A 19,597-nucleotide genomic window follows, 5' to 3' on the forward strand; every position below is an offset into this window, starting at 1 on the left:
TTACATCTCGACACGGCGTCCTCGCCGGTCTGCTTCTCATGCGCTGTATGCGCTCGTTCCGGTACTTCACGTCGCCCGCCTTCTGCCGTATTGAATGTACCGTTAAATAACGGTACATTGATGCCGTCATGATGTGGCCCTGTCGGGTCACCACCGGAGGAACGGCTGGTACGGGCGGGTTCGATGCAAAGCGGCGCAGTGATCCCATGGATGACGATCGAAATGTTGACACCGGATGCGATGTCTGTGGCATCGGCGGGGGAGTCGCCCCGCGGTTTCTCGGACTGGCAACGCGTCGTGCAACGAGTTCTCGCCAAGATGCCGGCGGTCTACGACAGTTTCACCACCGCCCGTCTCGCGGCCGCCATAGAGGCGGCGCGCAATCAGGCCGAGGATGTGGACGTGCCGATTCCGACCCGGTCGGGCCTGCACGAACTGAAGATCCGACCGGTGTTCGGGCCCGCGGGCGATGTGCACGCGATCCGGTTGTGGCTCGGACCGGTGACCGCCCGGGTTCCCGAACTGCGGCACGCGGTGGGTGCGATCTGGGATCTGAACACTCAGACCGTGCAGTTGCCCAGCGGCATCGCCCGCTTTCCGGGCATCTCGGCCGAGGAATACGCGCCCAGGATGTCGATCGCGGGGCTGTTCCACCGGATGTCCGCGTTCGATCGGCACGCCGAGGTGCTCGACCTGCTGTACGAGCCCAAGCGTGGTGACAAACTCCAGTTCGATGCCACAGTGCTGCACGCATCGGGAGGAGTGGGGCGTTGGCGTGTCACCATTCGTGCCCGCGACGACGATCGGACGCGGGGTGCGTGGTGGCTGATCGAGGACGTGTCGTCGGATGACACGCGTGCCGCGCTGGCCACTCTCGAGCGGACCGGATTGCGGGAAGCTCACCGACGGGCGGGAACTCATCTCGCTGTCGTTCAACTCGACTACACCAGCATTTCCCATTGGCTGACCGATCCGGCTCCCTGGGTCCGCTGGGACTATCTGTTCTGCCCGGTCGACGTCTTCCATCCGGACGATCGAGCCCGGCTCGCCGACCTCGGCGACCGGCTGCGGGCCGGTGAAACCGCGGGGGTGACGGTGCGGGCGCTCAACTACACCGGCGGCTACACGCCGACCTCGCTGCTGCTCTACCCGTACCCCGGATATTCGAGCAGGCAGCTGGCAATCGCACAGCTGCTTCGCGTGGCCGACGACGTTCCCGTGCTCGAACCCCAGCGCCTCACGTTCGATACCCGAGAGCGGCACGGCCCGATCGGATACGACGAGCAACTACGGTATTGGCTCGCCGGCCGAATGAACCGCAGCTCCGCCTGACCGGACGACTGTTCCCAAGGGCGGGAACAGTCGTCCGGTAGTGAACGGCCAGGCTATCTACCATTTCGAGAGTGCGGACAGTTGTTGGCAGATCGGCAGATTCGGGCGATGAGTTACTTCGCCGAATGGCCGCACGCCGCCGCCGCGACAACGTGGTGGTCGCTGTCCTGGCTGTCCTGGCCGTCCTCGGCGGCGGACGCACGATCCTCGGCTGGTTCTCCACTCCGCCGCGCGGCCCCTCGGACGACACGACCACGAGGATCATCGGAAGATCGCAGCTGGCGGAATCATTTGCCCGCGATTTCGTGGTGACGTATCTGGGCGCGTCGGCGAATCAGCAGGACAAGATCGCCGAATATGTCAGCGCCGGTCAGCAGGTCACACTGCCGTCGGCCGGACGTCAGGTATCCGACGCGGCCGTCGTATTCGCCGAGCGGGAGATTACGAATGCCCAGCTCGACGTGTGGACCGTGACGATCTCCGCGCGGGTGGGAAAAGGGGCCGGAACCAGCGCGCCGGCCAGCACCAGCAGTAGTTCGACGACCACCAGCGCCGCGTCGAATACTGGCACCGCGAGCAACACCTCGGCGTCGGCTGGTTCCGCGCGGCAGTACTACCGGGTCGCGGTGTCGGTTTCCGCCGGGCGAGTACGCGCGCTCACAGTGCCCGCAGCCGTCGAAGCTCCGGGGCGAGGCTCGGACCTGGCACTGGCGAATGAGAACTCGTGTAGCGCGGATACCCCGTTCGGACAGGTTGTCTCGGGGTTCCTGACCGCGTACTTGACCGGAACCGGTGATCTGTCCCGGTACACGGTGCCGAATTCGGGAATAGCCGCGCCCACACCGCCACCGTTCGTCTCGGTCGATACGGTCATGGTCGCCGCCGAGAGCTCGGGCTGCGGCGCCGACGGCGCGACGACGGCCCGGATCCTGGCCACGGTCAATCCGAAGGCGGCCGATGGAGTGTCGCCGACGCTGGCCTACCCCCTGACAATGATCCTGAGCGCGGGGCAGTGGCAGGTGCAGCGGATCGATCCGCTTCCGCCACTGCGTAATCCGCTGTCGGTGGTGGTCGGTCAGGCCACTCAGGGCCCACAGCCACAGAGTTCCCCGTCGTCGAGCGCGACCACAACCACGCCTTCCAGCGCCGTGCAAATTCCACCGGCGACACAGAACTGATCCGGAAAGGACAGTCTCATGGGTAGTCAACTGAGCACTATCTTGGTCTATATCCTGCAATGGGTTCGCTGGGGCGGGATCATCCTGATAGCGATCGTCGGGATGTGCATTCTCATTTCCGAGGCCGCGAAATCCAAGCTCTCGCCCTCACGGATCATCACCGTCACGGGATCGGCGCTCCTGGCGGCGGTGCTGTTCTGGCTGCTGCCCACGCTGGTGAACTATGCCCGTGTCGATTCGAACTCGATCGTTCCCGACCACCCGATCGGGAGCTATCAGTGACCACTCCGATCAAGGTGTTCACGCCGATCAAGCGTGTCCCCACCATGATCGGCAAGGCGCAGAACGGGCAGAAGCTGCCGTTCGGGCCCTATACGCTGCCCCAGATCGCCGGTGGGGCGACCCTGCTGGTGATCACTTCGGTGTGCGCGATGACCTTTCCGATCAATGTGGCGGTCACATTCGTGTTCGGATTGGCGCTGACGGTGTTGAGTGTGTTCGGGCTGGGTTTGGTGCCGTACACGGGGGTGCGGATGACGTCGAGGGTGCTGTGGCTGGGGCGGTTGATCCTTGTTCGTAAGCCGGTTTCGGCCGCCGGTGGTCTGATCGATGCCAGGTCGACCGACACCGCAACGTTCGTCGAGAAATCCGTGGTTGTCATCCTGCCCGCAAGCACGCGCGGCGCGGCGCGCGAGGCGCTGAGCACATCGCCACGGCCACTCGCGCTTGCCCACCTGGACAGCACCGGTGCTGTGGCGGAACCCGGAGGACGCAACTGATGGCATTCGAGCGTGATCTACAGCCCACCGCCGCCATTCGCGGAAATCTGCAGTTCACCCATTCCGGCATGGTAACCGCAACCTATTTCATCAATCCGCTGGGTTACGGGTTGCGCAACACCTCCGACAAATTCGATGTGAAGATGGCGCATCACTCGCTGATCTCCAATCTTCCGAATGGCTCGCTTCTCCTGGGAATTCAGGCGCGGCTCAATACCCTCGATGTATTGACGAAGATGGTCGAGGGGGTGGATCTCGATGAATGTGAGGACTACGCAGCCGAGGTCGTCGAGTCTTACGATCGTATCCGCACGATCATGCCGCAGACGCGCGTATACCTGCTGACGATACCGGTCGGAACGACCTCGACGACGGGGGTTTCCGCGTTGTCGCGCATGTGGCGCGGCAGCACGACCACGATCGATGCCACCGGTGTATCGCGTGAGGAACTCGACAAGTACACCGAGGCGGCGAACGAGATCTTGTCGCGTGTCGGTGGGGATTTCGAACCGGTACCGGTACCGGCCGCCTTGTTCCAGTGGCTGTGGGAGCACTATCTCAATCGAGGCACGGGCGGTGAATCGTTCGCGCCCACACGAGCGGAAGTCCTCGATGATGTAACTGCCGCGGTGTTTCGATCCGCGGCGCTCGACGAGGGCGCTTATACCGATCGATCCCGGCGGCTGCGACCCTCGTTCGTGCCGGTGATCAAAGTGGTGCAGCCGGAATTCGACTATCTACCGTCCTATCAGGCCATGCTCACGCCGCACTCGTTTCCGTACTCGGGCATGAGGTTTCCCGGTGGCAGCGAGTTCCTCAATGTTCTCGATGGTATGCCGGAGGTTACCGTCGACTGGGGGATGCGGGTTTCGACCAAGCCCGCCGATCAGGTGCTCAAAGGTAACGAGTTGAGTCTGCGAAGGCTGGGCGAGCAGATGGATCAGCGTGATCAGGAGATCTCCTTCGCGCAGAACACCTTGGCCTCCAAGGTGCAGATGCTCGGTGAGTACAACGAGCATTTCGAGGTGAACGGCGGCGAGTCCGAGGTGTCGTTCACGACTGTTATCGCGGTCGGCGGCCCGACCCGCGAGAGCACCTTGGACGCGGTCAACACTCTCAAACGCCGTTACAAGCGCTTTCAGATCGAGATGACCGCACCGGCCGGCGCGCAGGTCGATCTGTGGTCGATGCTGATTCCCGGTAGCCCGCGGCGGCGGGCATTCGACGACTTCGCGCACATCCTCCCGTCGGACATGTGGGCCGGGTTCGTACCGTTCAACACCTCTCAGGTCGGAGACGACAGCGGACCGGTGATTGGTGTCAACCTGATGTCCGGCCACTTCGAACCGATTCATTTCGGCATCATGGAAGCCGCCCTGCACGATCTGTCCGCATCGTTCGCGGTGACCGGTGAACTCGGCTCGGGAAAATCCTACTTCTTGAAGCTCATGGCGGTGCTGGTCCACGATATGGGCGGGCAGTTCCTGGCCATCGATCGCAGTCAGGTCGGAGAATGGGAGCACTTCGCCAGGTCGATCGATAACGCGGTCGTCATCGATCTGGCGAACCCGACAGTGTCGCTGGATCCGCTGCGGATGTTCGACGGCCGGGTCGCCGGCGAACGAACTCTGGATTCGATTCTGCCGCTGCTGGATCTGTCGCCGACTTCCGGCGCCGGCGCCTCCCTCAGCAATCTGCTGACGCCCAGATCCATTGCCGAGCATCACATTCAGAGTCTGCTCGACCTGTTCCGGCTCGTCTCCACAATGCGTGATCAACCCGGAAATGTGGACGACTACGCCGACCTGGCGGGTCGGCTGGGCACGATCGCGAACCGGATGCCCGTGCTGTTCGATCCGAAGCTGCCGACACTGCGTCTCGACGCCGCGGCCACCGTGGTGCGCAGCCACGGCCTGGCTCTGCCTACCGCCGAGGAACTCGTCACACCGCACCTGTATAACCGATTGCCGCTGACAAAACGGCTCGGGACGGCGCTGTACGAGTTGGTGGGCGTGGCCGCACGGGAGGCATTCCTCACTGACAACGGGAGATTCGGGCTCCTGGTGGGTGACGAGGCGCACCACTTCACCCAGACCCAGGTCGGTTCGTCGGTGACCTCGGACTTCAGCCGCGATGGTCGTAAGCACCTCGCCGCGATCGGACTGGCCTCTCATGACCCGGCCACCGACTTCCAAGGCGCGGCGCACAATCTCATCCCCAATCGTTTCGTCTTCCGGCAGCGCGATGAAACCTTGGCTCGCAACAGCCTGGAATGGCTCGGGGTCGACCTGGAACAGGCGTCTTTCCTGCTATCGATGCTGCGGGAGGAAACCTCACCGCCGGTCGGCCCGGGGCGGCAGGTGCCGGAGGCACGTCGAGGTGAGATGTTCATGCGGGACGCGCTGAACCGGATCGGTCGCGGCAAGATATTGGGCCCAGCTCGCGAGGACCGGGCAGTGGCGATCACCAGTACGCCCTCGCCGGTTGTCGGGAGTCGTCGCACGGCCTCATTGGAGAGACAGGTAGCCAGATGAGTACCCCTGATGACCGATGGGTTCGCCTGAGAGTTGATCGATGGCCTCGGTCGTTGTGGGACATGGAATTCTGGAATTCGGACCGCTGGAAGCTATCCGCGGTGTACCGGCGATTCCGTAGCTGGATCAGGGCGAGTCGGCGGCGGAGGTGGACGGCCTGGGTGGTCGGCATCTTCCTGGTTCTTTTCGTCTTCCCGGGAGTGGTGGGCGGAATCGCCAATGCACTCGTAGATCCGAGCACTGCGTCATCGAGCGTCGATGCCGGATGGTCGGGGGTCAGGGATTCGTCGGGCGTCCCGCTGTCGCGATACATGATGGTCATCAATCACGGCGATATCTTCCATCCTGGCTACACGATTCTGTGGGCGGCACTGAGCATGGTGGCAGAAGGCTACCTTTTCTTCGGTGATTTCTGGATCTTCTCGTTCGACAAAGTGATGAGTTTCGGGTGGATGAATTTCATCGCCACTCCGTTGCGGGCGACAGCGAGGACCTTTACCGGACAGATAGCGACGCCGCTCGTATTTGTGGTGGCTGTCACGATCGGCGCCTTTTTTGTTGCTTATTTCATTGTGCGTGGCCTGATCTCCAAGGCTGCCATGCAAATAGTGACGATGGTTGTCATCGCGATATTGAGCCCGGTATTCTTGGCTGACCCGCTCGCCGAGGTGCTCTCCTCGGACGGAATACTGGCGCAGGGGCGTGACGTCGGTGTCGCGGTGGCTGCCGGGTTGAACGGGGAAGGCACCCGAGATTCGACAACCCTGGTAGATTCCATGCAGGGAATTCTGACGGACAATTTGGTTCGTAAACCTCTGCAGGTGGCGAATTTCGGACACGTGGTCGATGTGCGGCCGGCATGCAAGAATGCGTGGTCGGCGGGCATTATGGCGGGTAGCGAAGATCAGGTGAAGAACGGGCTGAAGAACTGCGGCGATACCGCTGCATATTCGGCAGCCAACAAACCGGGCTGGTCGCAGTTCGGGATCTTACTGCTGCTGTGCGTCTTGGGGGGCGTTCAGGGTATTGTCATTTTCAGGATATCCGTAAAGATCATGATGTCGATTCTGGATGCGATATACCACGGATTTCTGGCAATTTTTGGACTTGCCGCCGGTGGGTACATATACGGTCCGACGCAAAACTTCACGATCTCCAATATCGTGCACGGCTTCATTGCTGCTTGGCGCATGATCGTGGAGATTGTTTTCGTCGCTGTCTACCTGCTGTTTCTGGGTGATCTCTTCGAACAGGCCGACGGCCAAGTTGTGACGGTTATCGTGCTCAGTGGGATCGTCATGATTATCATGATGGCCCAGTTCAAACGGATCAGCGAGAGCGTCACCCGGGGTGGTGCAGCGATCGCCGGCAAGATATCGGCATCGGTTCACGGTGGTATACCAGCCTACGGAGTGGCTGGTGGTGGAGGAGGAGGTGGCGGAGGGTCATCGGGTTTAGGTGGTGAAATGGCGGCAGCCAGTCACAAGATGCTGATGTCCACGGTTGGAATGCAGGGAATCATGGCTGTGTCCGCACTCAGCGCTTCGCCGTTGGCCACATGGCTGACCAGGGGCAGGCGCAACCCGTTGAACCGCCACTCGGGAATAGAGCGGGATGCACTTATAGCCGGCTGGGAAAATTCGGCGGACCCGCTCTGGGCGATCGCTCAGAGGCACAGCCGGGAGATTGGGGCGAATCCGCTCTGGCCGATCGCTCAGATGCACGGATTGGAGAATCAGGCGGACGGCCTCTGGCCGATCGCTCAGAGGCACAGCCGGGAGGTTGGGGCGAATCCGCTCTGGCTGACCTCCCAGTTGCACGGAATTGAGAATCAGGCGCACGAAGACTGGCCCTTGGCTCAACGACAGCAGCAAATCGACCGACGTAGCATGAGAGATATGGCGTTGGCGGCCGCGATGCGTCATGGGGGAGTCAACACTCCAGAAGGTACGACGGCGGCTATGGGAACTTTGTTGAATCGTGGCGTGGTGTTCCGAGATATAGTTGGCGTGATGGAAACGGCAGGATTCACTGACAGAGGACTTGTCGAAAGGGCGCAAGAGTCCTGGGGCTTGATGGTGGATAGATCTCGCGGTTCCACCTTCAAGAGTCCACTCATGGGTAATCTTGCAGCTGCGACCCTGCAGCTGAGGAACAGGATGTATGACTTTTCGCAAAACCAAGGCGGTGTCACGATGGAAGACGTGATGGCCGACGTGGGAACACTGCATCGGACGCTGGAAGTGTATCGCGGGGAAGCGTCGAAGCATGTCAATCTGGACGAGTTGGGAAGTCGAGCCAACACGGTTCAAGGTGAAGATTTCGGAGGTGAATCAGAATATGTGGTCGACTACGTGTCGAACCCGACACTGGCGAAAATTAAAGCCTTGCAAGAATTCTCCGAAGGCAATTTCCGGTTGCCTGATGTCGGCGATCTGGTAACCAATCCCGGCGGTTCTCATTTGCCGGATACTGCAAATCCGAGTCATAAGGATGCCCAACTCTATGAGGCAAAAAAGTGGCTGAATAACATGCGGATACCCGACTTGAATGGGTCTCCTATCCCGGAGGAGGATCGTACTAGGTTCCTCAGGGAGCATGCGGATCGCATGCTGGACGCTATCGGCGACTATCAATTCCAGGCGATAGATAGCGCATACCATAGTTTCCGGCTGGATCCTGGAAACCCGGATTGGATCAGGCGGCTTCGAGCCACAGTCAATGCTGCACAGACGACCGACCGATTTGCTTCAGGTTCTTCCAGGTCTGGAACAAACGCGATGAACCCACCTGGTTGGGGCGGTTCCAGCGATCCAGTTCGCTGGCATGCGAGCTTTGACCCGTTGGGGCGCCGACTGGGGCAGATTCCGTGACGCTGAGGTGAGGATGCCGCAATGCTTCCAATGCTTCGCAACCTTCTTTTCGGTCGTTTACTTACCAGCGGCCCCCTCCGTCGGCGTCCTATGTTCGGGCAGCTCCTGTTCCTCGCGCTCATGCTCCCGAGCGGGGTGCTGATCGGCATAGTCGTTGTGATAGCCGTGGCGGCTCTCGTAGCCACATTGATCTGGGTGGTGCTGATGGTCGGGAGTGCGACATCGGCTTCTTCGGCCGATCTGTACTACCAATGCGACAGTGCGGTGGGCCCGGACCCGTCCGCTACCGAAACCTTCATGCCCACGACCGCCGAAAATGCTGCCCGCGAAACGTTGTCGCCGTCGGAGGTGCCGACGACGAATCCTTATGCGAGTCTGACTGTCGCGCCCGACGAGTCGGACGTCACCGACTGGCAGCGCGCCTGCGTCAGTGCGATGCCGTCGGCGCCCTATCAGCTGCCGCCGCTGCTCACCGCGAATTATGGGCCGACAGCCGCATGTGCGCGGAAGTTGGCGCTGGCAGCGGCGCAGCCCGCGCCCGGGCCCGGCAGCGCCGAGACGTTCGCGCAGTCGGCCCAGTCGTTGATATATCTGGCGTCCGGCGCGTCCGGTACCGGCAGTTGTGCGGTGGGCATCGCCGGGGTGGGAGCAACGGCTCAGCCGTTGCCGCCGGGCGTCGCCGCATCGTCGAGCACCTCGGCGCAGGGGGCGTGCAACCAGCTGACGAATACCGCCTCACTGCAGGTTGCGCTGCCGAATACCATTGCCGCACAGAGCCGTTGCGGACAGCGGGTCGATCGGTCCGCGGTGTCGCCGGGAGACTTGGTGTTCTGGGACTATCACGACTATTCGCCGACTCGAATGGGGATCGCGGTGGACACGACGCAGATGGTGACGAGTGATCCCGGTTCGGGTCAGGTTGTGCAGGAGGCGATTCCGGCCGCGTCCGACGTGCGGGTGAAGCGGGTTCTGAAGGGGAGTTCGTGACCAGCGCCGAGGCGTCGCCGACAACGGTTTCCGAACCCGGGACCGGCCAGGACCAAGCCGCGGGTGATCCGGCTGCGGTTGCGGCGACGCCGTGGACGAGGCCGGGACAGCAGCGGGCACGGCCCGCAACGGATGGTCAGCAGCAGCCGGGGGTGGTGCCCTCGGGTGGCAATGGTCAAGTGCAGCCGGTGAGTTCGGACCTGACCCCAGCGGCGAACACGGGTTCGAACATGCAGGCCGCGACACCGGGCCAGAATGGTGTGTCCGCGAACCCGGCGCAGAACGCGGTGACTCCGGGATCCAGTGCTGCTGCCACGAGCGCACCCATCACCAACGCGAGTGCGTCACCGCCTGCGACCTCCGGCACGGGGGCTAAGGCCGCCACACCGTCCGCTGCCTCCGCCGGGCAGGGCGCTGCGCAGCCGGGGACGGCCGGAAGCATGCCGTCGCAGTGGGCGCAGTCCCGTGCTGCGCAACACAGCAACACCAACCCTTCGGCCGGTAATTCGGACCCCCTCACGCAGTTGGCGCCGGCCGCGATGATGGCCGCGAGCGTGTTGCCCATGCTCGCGTCGGCGCTCAGCGGGCTCGGCGGATCCGGTGGCAGCGGCAGCGGAAGCGGTAGCGGAAGCGGTAGCGGCGGAACGAGTAGCAGCGGAACGACGAACGGAACCGGTAGCACCGGCGCGTCCTCGGATGCTCAGGATGCGTTGAACCAGCTCGACGGTGTCTACGGCGACGGCAGTACGAGCAGCCCCTCGACCGGGTCCGTGCAGAACCAGGTCGATACCAGCGGTAGCGGGTCGGGAATGTCGGCGCTGAAGGCTACGCAGGAGTATCAGCAGCACGCCGGTACCGCCTACAACAATCTCGACACCGAACTCGCCTCCTTTCTCCAGTACCTCGCCGGAAACCAGTCCGTCGATCGAGATGCCCTCAGTCAAGTCATCGACAACACCAACAGTCAGTTGGCCCAACTCGGCTCCGCCGCGTACACCAGGGACGGCGAAGTAAAGGTCCACCAGATCCTCGTCTCGGCCTTGACGAATGCTTTGAAGATCGTCGGCAACAGCAACGTCAACGCCAATGCGGTCGCCGTCGAGATCAACCGGCTCACCGACCAGTTCCTCTACAATCTCGTCGGCGTGGACTATCCCGCCGCCGAGGGCATATCCGGGGCCAGCACCGGCTCTTCGTCCGCCGCGCAGAAAGCAATTTCCGTCGCGCTGTCGGAACAGGGGAAACCCTACGTATACGGCGCCGAGGGTCCGTACGCATTCGACTGCTCCGGTCTGACCCAGTACGCGGCTGCTTCCGCCGGGGCACAGATTCCCCGCACGGCCGCACAGCAATACCAGCAGCTGCCCAAGGTCAACTCGGCAGATATCCAGCCCGGTGACCTGATCTTCCCGGCGGCCGAGTTCAACAACGGCAGCCCCGGGCACGTGATGATGTATATCGGCAATGGGCAATGCATCGAGGCGCCGCACACGGGTGCGACGGTCCGCGTGGTGAATCTGCCCAACAGCTTCGCTGCCAGCCGGTGGACATGACTCGGCTACGGGTTGCCGCCGAGGTTCCCATCGTTGGGAATCCTCGACAATGAACACATCGTTTGGAGAACGCCGGGCGCGGTTCGGATCGCACTCGAGACGCTCTCGCCGGATGACGAAGCAGCTGAATCGAGAGGTGGACCTGACCGTGGTGTTGCACGAGTTCCGCGGAAGCGGCAACACCCGTGTCGGTCGGCATGACGTAGCTGTACACAAATTGGTCGGACGGATATCGATCCGCGCCTTCGCTTCAGGTAGGTGATCTGTTATGTGGGGCTGGGTCAGTAAGACACTGCAAACCAAGCTGATCGGTGGCATCAACGTCCAGGACGTGCTTATCGGTGCGGCTGCGGTTGGGGCGACGGTCGCAACCGGCGGTCTCGGGGGCATCGCGGCCGCGGCGATCGGCGCTGGGGTGGGAGGGGTGGGGAGCGGGGTGCTCACCGGGCTCGAGACCGGCAGCGTCTCGAGTGGGGTTACCGCGGGTCTTCTCGGTGCCGCTGCGGGGATCGGTGGAGGGGTGGCAGGGCGCGGTGTCGAGGCTCTGCTGGTGCGTGGTGTCGGATCGAGAATCGGGCAGAGACTGATTACGACAGCAGCTACTCGCACCGCCCTGACAAATGCCGCGCGAACCTCACTTGTGGGTGATACCCACCTGTCCACTGCCCTAGGTGTGGGCGGAGGTGCCGGCCTCGCCGCCTCGGCCTCGCCGCAAAGTAAGACCTACACGAGTCTCCCGACGAGAATCCTCAAGCCGACGGCTGCAACCTGAGGAGGGGATCCATGGAGATGCATCATATGCGGATTCCCGACATGGATGATCCCGATTATCCGCACGAATATGATTACTATCCCTACACTTTGAAGTTCTCTCAAAAGGTTGTCGACTTCTGTAAGAAGAGTTTCGATAGTTTCGGTGATCCCGACAAGGTGAAGCCGCCCACTGTCAAAGACGCTCCGCAGCTCCCGGACTCGGTCAAGACATTGGTGAACAGCGGCAAGGGAAGCTCCCAGGGGTTTTCGAACTATGCCGATGTCGCGGACACTCTCAATCAAACGATCCTGGATCTCCAGGACGCCGATAAAGCCTTGGTTTCAGCGGTCAAGGACGCTGGCACCGCCTCGCGGGAGGGCATGCAGGCCATCAACCTCTTGATCGACGAGGTGAATTCAGTCGCACCGAAGATTCCACCTTCGGGAATGAGTGAGAACGACTTTCTCTATACGAATATGAACGCGGCCTTCACCGACGCAGAGGCGGCTGTCAACAAGGCTCAAGGTGGTCAGGATGGCTCCAGTAGTGAAGTGAAGAAACTGACCGATCAGGTCAAGCAGGACGAGAAGGATAAAGTCGACCTCAAGAATCAGGTCGACAAACTACAGAAGGAACTCGACGCGCAGAAGGGCGGGGCGAGCGGGTCGGGCGGTGCATCCGGCAGCTACGACCCCGGGGCTCTGGGTAACAACACCGGCGCGTCCGGGGCCGTCGGGTCCGGCGCCAGCGGGTCCTCCGATATCAGCTGGAATCCACCGGATCTGGGTGGGGCCAGCGGCTCGAGTGACGTCAGCGGCGCCACCGGTTCCACCGACCCGTCGTCTTCCTCTTCGACCGACCCGAGCACATCCGGGACCGGCGGCAACACCGGTTCGTCGGCCACGCCTGCGTCCGATACCTCCGGCTCCTCCGGACTTTCCGACATGTCGAGCATGCTCGGTCCGATGATGGAGATGATGCAGATGCAGGCGATGATGCGGAACCAGTCCGATCAGAACCCGAACAATCAGCTCAATCAGCCGTATCCACCCGGCTACCAGCAGGCTCCCGGCACGCCCCCCACGACGCCGCCGACCCAGGCAGCCCCGGCGGCTCCCGCCCAGGCTCCCGCGCAGAGCGCTCCGAACGGTCCGGGAACCACCGCTCCGCCTGCCGGGCCTCCCGCTCGGGTACCGGGCGCCGACGGCCTCGTGGACTACACATTCCCGGACGGTCGCGTGCAGAAGGTCTCCCCGGTGGTCGCGAGCGCACTGGATGCGGCGTTCGCGAATCAGGCCGGTACCGACGCGCAGGCCGCTTACGCGCAGGGTGCGAACACGCCCGCGAAGTGGACCGACAGCAAGCAGATCGGCGATCGCGTCGATCCGAGCCAGCTGATGACCGGCGACGTCGCCACCTGGGACGGCAACCACACCGCGATCGTGATCGTGTGGAGTTCGGCCCAGGGCGCCGGACCCGCTCAGGGCGGCGGTTCGGGCCCGAGTGCCGATTCCGGTCAGGACGGCAGCCTGCAGATCATCGTCGACGGCCAGCAGAAGGATTTCACGCCTCAGATTTCCGGAAAGTCGGGCGACTTCGGCAACTTCTCCGGATTCGCCCATCCACACGGGATCGAGGCGAGCGCATCGAACGACGCGGCCGCGACGCATGCGGTCCCGACGGTCGGCGACCCGACCGGAGGGCAGTCGCTACAGCACGCCGCTGCGCCGGGCAGCTGATGGTGAGTCGAGGGTGAGAGGAGGCAGGCGTGGAGTCGTTGAATGTCGACCCGTCGGAGCTCGTCACGGTGGCTTCGAATCTCGCCGATCTGGCGCAGACCACCGGGCAGGGGTTGCCGGCGGGATGGGTGCTGCCCGCGGGCAGTGACCACATCTCCGGTGGCTTCGTGCCGGGCGCGAACACGCAGGCCGCCAACCTGCTCAACGGCACGCAGGGTGTTCTGCACCTGGTGCATCAGCATGCGCACAAGACCGGTTCCGCGGCTGCCGATTACACCCGAGCCGACGATACGGGTGCGCGGATGGTCGGGGGCAGCGGTCGCGACGTGCTCACCAATCCGGTCGCCGAACCGGTGGTCCCCACCGCCCGTCGGTCGCCGACATTCAACCTGCCGACCCCCGGCGTCGAAATCGACCCGCTGACGTTCGCGACTCAACTGCGGTCCGGTCCCGGTACCGGCCCCGCGGCCGCATTCGCCGGGAACATTCGCAGTTACCTCGACAGCTCGCATCGCATGGCGGTCGAAGGGGTGAATCAGGCTGCCCAGGCGTTGCAGAACTGGACCCCCGTCGGTACGGAGGCGGCGGCTCAGCTGAACCAACATCGCACCTGGTTGGACCAGCTCGGTACCTCCCTGAACCAGCTGGCTGACGGGATCGACACCTACACTTCGGCTTTCGATACCGCCAAGGCCAAACACCCCACACCCGAAGAGATCATCGCCGCCCGCAAGGAGTTGCTGGCCGCGATGCGATCGAAGAACGAAGCCGGTGTGGCGGATGCGCTGGCCAAGACGCAGGAGCAGAACGCCCGATCCGCCGAGGCCATCGCGGGATATTCGACAGCCGTCAATTCCAAGGGCACGCAGAATAATTCGAGCAGCAGCTCGAACGACAGTAGCTCGGGCGACAGCAGTTCCAACAGCAGCTCGAGCGACAGCAGCCAGATGATGAGCACCTTGGCGAGCCTGCTGCCGACGATGATGAGCTCGATGATGTCCAACGGCATGAACGGGATGAACCAGAACGCCGGTCAGGATTCGATCGGGGATCTCGCCGACTACGCCGGTGACTACGGTGGTCTCGGGGGCGGCGATGGCAGTATGCCGATCGGCGATGTCGCCGATGCGGTGAACGGGGTGAATTCCGGGGCCAACCCCTTCCAGGTGGCCTCGATGCCGATGGTGGCCTCCGCTGCTCGCCTCACCAGTTCGCCGACCGCGGCCCGCGCGCCGGTGATCGAAGCCCTGGACACGGCGTCGGCCGCGGCGGGCCGGGCCGCGGGCGGCAGCTCGCCGTACATGCCGTACATGCCGATGGCGCCGGGAATGAACGGGGCCGGCGGCAACCAGGACCGCAACCGCGTGGTGGCGTGGCATCCCGATCGGCTGATGTACGTCGACGACACTCCGCACACCGAACAGGTGATCGGCGAGAAGCCGACGATCGCACCGTCCGTGACACCACCGACACCGTCGAACTCTCAGGCCCCGAGCCAATCCGGAGGTACAGCATGAGCGATATCCACCCCGATGTGCAGGCGGCACTCGACGCTGCGCGCGAACTGCGGCACAAGATCGCCGATCTGCGCGAGCGGATCGACGGCATCGCCGCGCGCCGCCCCTCACCCAGCGGCGCGGTCATCCCGGAGGTCGATGCGATGGGCCGGTTGACGTCGCTGTATCTGGTGCCGGGCACCGTCGATCGGCTCGAGTGCGGCGAACTGATCACCGAGATCATGGCGGCGATCCGGGACAGCACCGCCGATGCCGCCCGCCAGTACGAGCAGCTCATGGATCGGGATCCGTGGGGCGAGGGCAGCGACTCGGACGCGGAATCCGATGCGGAGCTCGTCTTGTGACCGAGCCGGGCAGCGTGACCGTCGCGGACACCGTGCGGTGGTTGCACGAAGAGGGGTTGGTCCGGCTGGCCGGGGTCGCGGATCACCGCACGGGCCCGATCGCGGCCTACACCGTCGAGGTCGCCACGGGATTGGTCGCGGCCCATCCCGCGACCGGCGCCGGTCGCGGCTCGGATGTGACGACACTCGCCGCCGACGACCTACCCGTTCCCGTCGGTACGTCGAAACGGCTGGTCATCGCCGGAGTCACCACCACGGAGGCGGTACTCGTCGTGGATCTGTCGTCCTCGCTGACCATTTCGATCAACGGTGACCGGCCGGAGACCGTGGCCCGCTCGTGGGCGATGCAGCTGTTGCTGAATCCGGAGGTCACACTCACGACCAACAGTGCCACGGTGGCGCTCAAGGCCGGTCCGCGCTTTCGGCAGAGCTTCATTCCCGGCAGCGGCGCGACGATCATCCAGGTCGACGACAAGAACCCGCCGATCACCACGGTCACACTCAATGCCGCGACCGACGGGCCCGATCACCTGGACATCTCGCCCGCCAGATCGGGCGAGATGTACCTGGGGGCACGGTTCTGGCAGCTACGTCAGGTCATGACCATCGACGACGATGCCTGGGCCGCTCTCCAGGAGCAGTTGACGGGCCCCGTGCCGAGCGCGTCAGCGGATCCCGGCTTCGGGATGGAATCCGATCCCGCCGTACGTTTTTAGGAGTAGTCGATGACCGAAACCCCTGCCCTGGACCAAGCCGACGACGTCGGAGATGCGGCGCCCAACTGGCGAACCATGACCTACGAGGTGTTCAATCCCGACCACAGTGTCGGCGTCGCCTGCGGGCGGGACGGCGAGATCGTCGGGTTGCACATCACCGACGACGCTCGCGACAACGGGGATGCCTGGTTGGCCGCGGAGATCGTCCGGCTCGCCCGGCTGGCACACCAGAAATCGCGGGTGGGCCTGCGGGCGGAGATGGAGTTCAACGGCACCCGTCCGTACACCATCGACTCGTTCGATCTGCCCACCGAATCCGCCTACCGCGCAATGGAAGCCGCCGAATTCGGCACTGCTTCCTGAACCGCGATCCGAGACAGGACCGGCATGTCAGACGATCTGAATATCAACCCCGACGAGGCGATCGCAACGTCCGGCCGCCACCACACGGCAATCCACTCGTTCACCGGGCAGGTCACCACGATCGCCGACGGCTTCACGGTGACGGGCAGTGAGCTGTCGCTGCTGGACCAGGAGCTGCGGCGGATACCGGCCGAGATCAAACGATGGTTCGCCGACATGGTCGATTCCGTGAACGGCGGCACCGACGTCGGCTACCATCAGGCCCGATACGCCAGCACCAGCATCGCCGATGCGGATGGCGCGGGGGGCACGCAGGTGCACGGCTAGGGCCCGGTCGACCAATGGACGCGGACCGCGACAGCCCGTACTGGAATGCCATCGTCGGCGACAACTGGCCGGCGATCTCGCCCACGGACTGGGGAAACCTGGAGGTGGCGGCGCGCAACGGTGCTGCTGCGCTCGATCCGGCCGAGGCCGAGCGTGCCCGCCGGGCCTTCGACGATGCGGCGCCGAGCAGTGTGGGGCTGCAGCCGGTGAAGGACCACATGCTGGCCCAGAAGGCGACTCTGGACCGGCTCGTCGACGCCCTGGTGGCCGCGGCCGACACCTTCCGCGACATCTCCGCGATCGTCCACCGGACTCGCCACCGGATTCACGACATCGTCGAGAAGGCGACCGGCAAGATCCGCGGGGTGATCGCCGAGGCTTCGCGCGATGGCAACAGCGATCCCGAGGTCGAACACGATCGGATTGCCACGATCATCGACAATGCCCGGGACGATGTCGCCAAGGTGATGGCGGAGGCGTTGAGTTCGATCGGCCCACACGGGTTGCCGGAGCTCGCGGTGCTGGCCGAGCTGCTGGGGCAGCCGGATCCCTGGGCTACCGCGCACCCTCGATCCGGCGGAGGCGGCGCCCCCGGGGGCGCCCCCCGGGCCTCCGGGAACGGGCACAGATTCGACAATGCCGGGCCGCACCGGATTCAGCTGTCGCCGGATGGTGGTCCGCCATCCGTTCCGGCGTTGCAGGCACTGGCGAGGTTCTTCGATCAGTTCGGGCTGCAGCCACCCGTATCGGTTCTGCCTGGTCCGGCGGGGCAGCCTTCGGATATTCCAGGGGACGCTGCGGTAGCGCCGAACCAGCAGTGGGCGCCGCCGACATCGGCGCCGCCGTCCTATGGCGACAGCACGGCCGGTGCCCCGGCCGAATCGTTCGCGCCGGGTACCACGCCCTCCGGGACCGGGCAGCTACCCGGCGGATCGGATGTTCCGGTGACGTCGGACTCCGGCGAGGCGTATTCGGGTTCGGCTGAGCCGGTTTCGCAATCGGCAACCGATTCGGGTGGATATCACACCGATGATCCGGTGCCGGTGACGAATTCGTCATCCGGTCCTGCCTCGCCCGGGACCGCTGCCAGGACCGAGGGGGGCTCGGACGAAACGACCAGCACGGCAGCGGGGTTGATGGGTCCCGGAATGATCGGTGCGATGCCGCCCTCGACAGGGGTTCCGCAACAGGTCGTTTCGTCGGCGTCGGCTGCGGCCCCCTCGCCCGTGTCGGCGAATCGCGCGATCGGAGTCACGCCGGATGCGAAGATTTCGGCGGACGTCAGAGCTGGTGCGGCTCCACGGGTTTCGGTGACACCGACCGGACCGGTCCCCGGCGCCACGACGCCGGGAACCACCGCCTCGGGTGGTCCGGCGCACCCGGTCGGCGGTTCGGGTGTCGCCACGGCACAGGCCAAGGGGCAGGCGTCGGCTCGTCACGGTTCACCCGAGGACGCCGCCGGGGATGCCGACAAGGACAAGGACCAGGACGAGGACACCGGCGAATCGGCAGCCTCCCAGGGCAGCAATCACATTGTCCGGGACGCGGTGGGTGCCGCGATGCTTGCCGCGGCCGCACCGACATTCATGCTGGGTGAGCGGGTCGACGGTGACCTGGTGCTGGCGCGGTCCCTGTTGTCCAGTCTGCTGGCGGTCACCGAATCGGTCACCGTGGGGCTCGGCTGTGCGGTGTCGCTGATGCGGCATCCGGGCGGGGTGGCCGCATTCGTGACCACCACCGAGGGACGTGGCTGGTTGCCCGCGGGCGTCTACCTCCCCCGTGAGATGTCGATACCGTGGGTGTGGTCCGCTGCGGACGGTGCTGCGTGGGAGGGCATTTCGGACCCGGCCCGGGTGCTGGCGGAGTTCGCCGCGGCCTGGGGCAGGAAAACTGGCGCCCGGCTCTCGGCGCTCGTCTCGTCGCAGCCGATCGACGACGGACTGCACCGCCAACTGGGCGGCGCGCCTTCCCAGGGCGGGGTGGCCGCGGCGCCGACCATGGATTTCTCCTGTGCGGCAGCGGGTTTGGCGGATCGCTTGGAGCTGGTGGGTGCACCCCATCTGCTGGAGCGGGTGACCGCGGTACCTGCCGAACGAATCGCCGCACGCTGTCTCGAACTCGCGACCGACGCACATGCGCGGGTCGTGAAACTGGGCTCCGGTGTCGGTTCGTCGCTGGGAGCTGGTGCAGCACGGGAGCGGATTCTGCAGGCGCTGCGACAGGGCCGGACCGTGCCGGACGAATGGTGGGCCGAATTGCGCGACATCGACGATCTGCTGGTGGCCTCGATGCTGCCGTTGCAGGCGGACGTTTCACGTATTCCATTGGGGGAGTTGCGATCCGAGTCTGCGGACGGGCAGTCGGCCGCGACGCTGCGAGGAATGTTGTTCGAGCGCCGCTGCGATGAATTGGTGTTGCTGATGTCGACGGCGGAGCCGAATCGTCAACTGTTGCGGGATGTGGTCTACGCGCACGGTCAACTGCTCGATCACCCCCGCTTCACGCCGTCGCCGTCCGCAGCGGCCGAGACCGTCGTCCAGCGTCGGCCGACGATCACCGCGGGCCCGGGACGATAGGATTTCCCGGCCGCGGGCCGGGGCG

At 64.2% G+C, this 19,597-nt stretch carries 16 protein-coding genes; 15 read left to right on the plus strand and 1 reads right to left on the minus strand.

Annotation, left to right across the window (positions count from 1 at the left end; genetic code table 11):
* The first annotated feature begins 210 nt into the window (after positions 1-210).
* The 7 genes from ON40_RS46755 to ON40_RS46785 all read left to right on the plus strand — a co-directional run bounded on the left by ON40_RS46755 (position 211) and on the right by ON40_RS46785 (position 9,683).
* Positions 211-1,332 (plus strand): GAF domain-containing protein, encoded by a 1,122-nt coding sequence (locus ON40_RS46755; RefSeq protein WP_040832479.1) that lies wholly within the window; start codon positions 211-213, stop codon positions 1,330-1,332.
* A 125-nt stretch (positions 1,333-1,457) separates the two neighbouring features.
* Complete coding sequence (locus tag ON40_RS46760) at positions 1,458-2,510, plus strand: conjugal transfer protein (protein ID WP_040832480.1); 1,053 nt, start codon at positions 1,458-1,460, stop codon at positions 2,508-2,510.
* 18 nt (positions 2,511-2,528) lie between these two features.
* Positions 2,529-2,792: a hypothetical protein gene (locus ON40_RS46765; RefSeq protein WP_040832481.1), complete on the plus strand. Its 264-nt coding sequence runs from the start codon at positions 2,529-2,531 to the stop codon at positions 2,790-2,792.
* Between the two features lie 14 nt (positions 2,793-2,806).
* Positions 2,807-3,289, plus strand: coding sequence for a hypothetical protein (locus ON40_RS46770; protein WP_174435131.1), 483 nt, complete (start codon positions 2,807-2,809; stop codon positions 3,287-3,289).
* Entirely contained in the window at positions 3,289-5,823 is a 2,535-nt protein-coding gene (locus ON40_RS46775; protein WP_040832482.1) for an ATP-binding protein, read from the plus strand. The genes ON40_RS46770 and ON40_RS46775 overlap by 1 nt, the downstream gene beginning before the upstream one ends.
* Before the next feature lie 161 nt (positions 5,824-5,984).
* Entirely contained in the window at positions 5,985-8,696 is a 2,712-nt protein-coding gene (locus tag ON40_RS46780; RefSeq protein ID WP_157186836.1) for a 6TM ABC transporter family protein, read from the plus strand.
* A gap of 90 nt (positions 8,697-8,786) precedes the next feature.
* Positions 8,787-9,683, plus strand: coding sequence for an NlpC/P60 family protein (locus ON40_RS46785; protein ID WP_040832484.1), 897 nt, complete (start codon positions 8,787-8,789; stop codon positions 9,681-9,683).
* 175 nt (positions 9,684-9,858) lie between these two features.
* On the opposite strand, the gene ON40_RS53655 is transcribed toward ON40_RS46785, so the two are convergent.
* Positions 9,859-10,365, minus strand: coding sequence for a hypothetical protein (locus ON40_RS53655; protein ID WP_169542027.1), 507 nt, complete (start codon positions 10,363-10,365; stop codon positions 9,859-9,861).
* An 88-nt stretch (positions 10,366-10,453) separates the two neighbouring features.
* Here ON40_RS53655 and ON40_RS53660 point away from each other — a divergent pair, with 88 nt between their 5' ends.
* The 8 genes from ON40_RS53660 (at position 10,454) to ON40_RS46835 (ending at position 19,572) form a co-directional block, all read left to right on the plus strand.
* Entirely contained in the window at positions 10,454-11,236 is a 783-nt protein-coding gene (locus ON40_RS53660; RefSeq protein WP_169542028.1) for a C40 family peptidase, read from the plus strand.
* Positions 11,237-12,019: 783 nt separating this feature from the next.
* Positions 12,020-13,729 carry a hypothetical protein gene (locus tag ON40_RS46805; protein WP_040832487.1) on the plus strand — a complete coding sequence of 570 codons (1,710 nt, stop codon included), beginning with the start codon at positions 12,020-12,022 and terminating at the stop codon, positions 13,727-13,729.
* Positions 13,730-13,758: 29 nt separating this feature from the next.
* On the plus strand, positions 13,759-15,246 hold the full coding sequence (locus tag ON40_RS46810; RefSeq protein WP_040832488.1) for a PPE domain-containing protein: 1,488 nt from the start codon (positions 13,759-13,761) through the stop codon (positions 15,244-15,246).
* Positions 15,243-15,590 (plus strand): YbaB/EbfC family nucleoid-associated protein, encoded by a 348-nt coding sequence (locus ON40_RS46815; RefSeq protein WP_051194628.1) that lies wholly within the window; start codon positions 15,243-15,245, stop codon positions 15,588-15,590. The genes ON40_RS46810 and ON40_RS46815 overlap by 4 nt, the downstream gene beginning before the upstream one ends.
* Positions 15,587-16,306 (plus strand): hypothetical protein, encoded by a 720-nt coding sequence (locus tag ON40_RS46820; RefSeq protein ID WP_063713249.1) that lies wholly within the window; start codon positions 15,587-15,589, stop codon positions 16,304-16,306. The genes ON40_RS46815 and ON40_RS46820 overlap by 4 nt, the downstream gene beginning before the upstream one ends.
* Before the next feature lie 9 nt (positions 16,307-16,315).
* Positions 16,316-16,669 (plus strand): hypothetical protein, encoded by a 354-nt coding sequence (locus ON40_RS46825; protein ID WP_040832489.1) that lies wholly within the window; start codon positions 16,316-16,318, stop codon positions 16,667-16,669.
* 24 nt (positions 16,670-16,693) lie between these two features.
* Complete coding sequence (locus ON40_RS46830; protein ID WP_040832490.1) at positions 16,694-16,996, plus strand: hypothetical protein; 303 nt, start codon at positions 16,694-16,696, stop codon at positions 16,994-16,996.
* Between the two features lie 14 nt (positions 16,997-17,010).
* Entirely contained in the window at positions 17,011-19,572 is a 2,562-nt protein-coding gene (locus ON40_RS46835) for a hypothetical protein (protein ID WP_040832491.1), read from the plus strand.
* Positions 19,573-19,597: the final 25 nt, after the last annotated feature.

The sequence above is a fragment of the Nocardia jiangxiensis NBRC 101359 genome (assembly GCF_000308615.1).
In the GTDB taxonomy this organism is placed as follows: domain Bacteria; phylum Actinomycetota; class Actinomycetes; order Mycobacteriales; family Mycobacteriaceae; genus Nocardia; species Nocardia jiangxiensis.